The sequence below is a fragment of the Erwinia sp. MYb375 genome (genome assembly GCF_037479175.1).
GTDB classification, from domain to species: domain Bacteria; phylum Pseudomonadota; class Gammaproteobacteria; order Enterobacterales; family Enterobacteriaceae; genus Erwinia; species Erwinia rhapontici.
Genome location: NZ_JBBGZS010000008.1, coordinates 1 through 537 on the forward strand (window position 1 = coordinate 1; position 537 = coordinate 537).

Genomic DNA, 537 nt, shown 5'->3' on the forward strand with positions numbered 1-537 from the left:
CAGGATATTGACCAGATTACCCACCACCAGCAGGATCACTGGGGCACGCGCATACTGCACCCCAAGCAGCCAGCCAAGTAGCACGAGATTGGCCAACGTTGCCGGAGCACTAAGCCAGCGCACTTGCATAAACAGTGCCGCCTGGTGCAGAACGTCGTCGCTGCCACCGGTCAGGCCCAGCGCAAAGTGAGTGAGAGGCGTGTTTAGCAGGATAAACAGCAGCCCGGCCAGCAGTGCCAGCATCAGCGGCTGCATCAACGCACGTGCCAGTGCGGATTTATCACTGGCTCCAAATGCCTGTGCGGTCAGCCCGGTGGTGCTCATGCGTAGAAACAGTAGCAGCATAAACAGAAAGCTGGTTACGGTCGTGCCGATTGCCACCCCACCAAGATACGTCGGGCTGTCGAGATGGCCGATGACAGCCGTATCGACCAGACCAAGCAGCGGCACGGTAATATTAGAAAGGATCATCGGCAGCGCCAGCCGCCAGAGGCTTTTATCCGCAGAGGTGAGCAGTTTCATCAGAATCCATCAGAG

The 537-nt window shown here is 57.7% G+C and carries 1 protein-coding gene; it reads right to left on the reverse strand.

Features of this window, described 5'->3' with window-relative positions:
• Positions 1-522 (reverse strand): MATE family efflux transporter (locus WH279_RS00050; RefSeq protein WP_339454468.1); only part of this gene is annotated, 522 nt, incomplete at its 3' end.
• Positions 523-537: the final 15 nt, after the last annotated feature.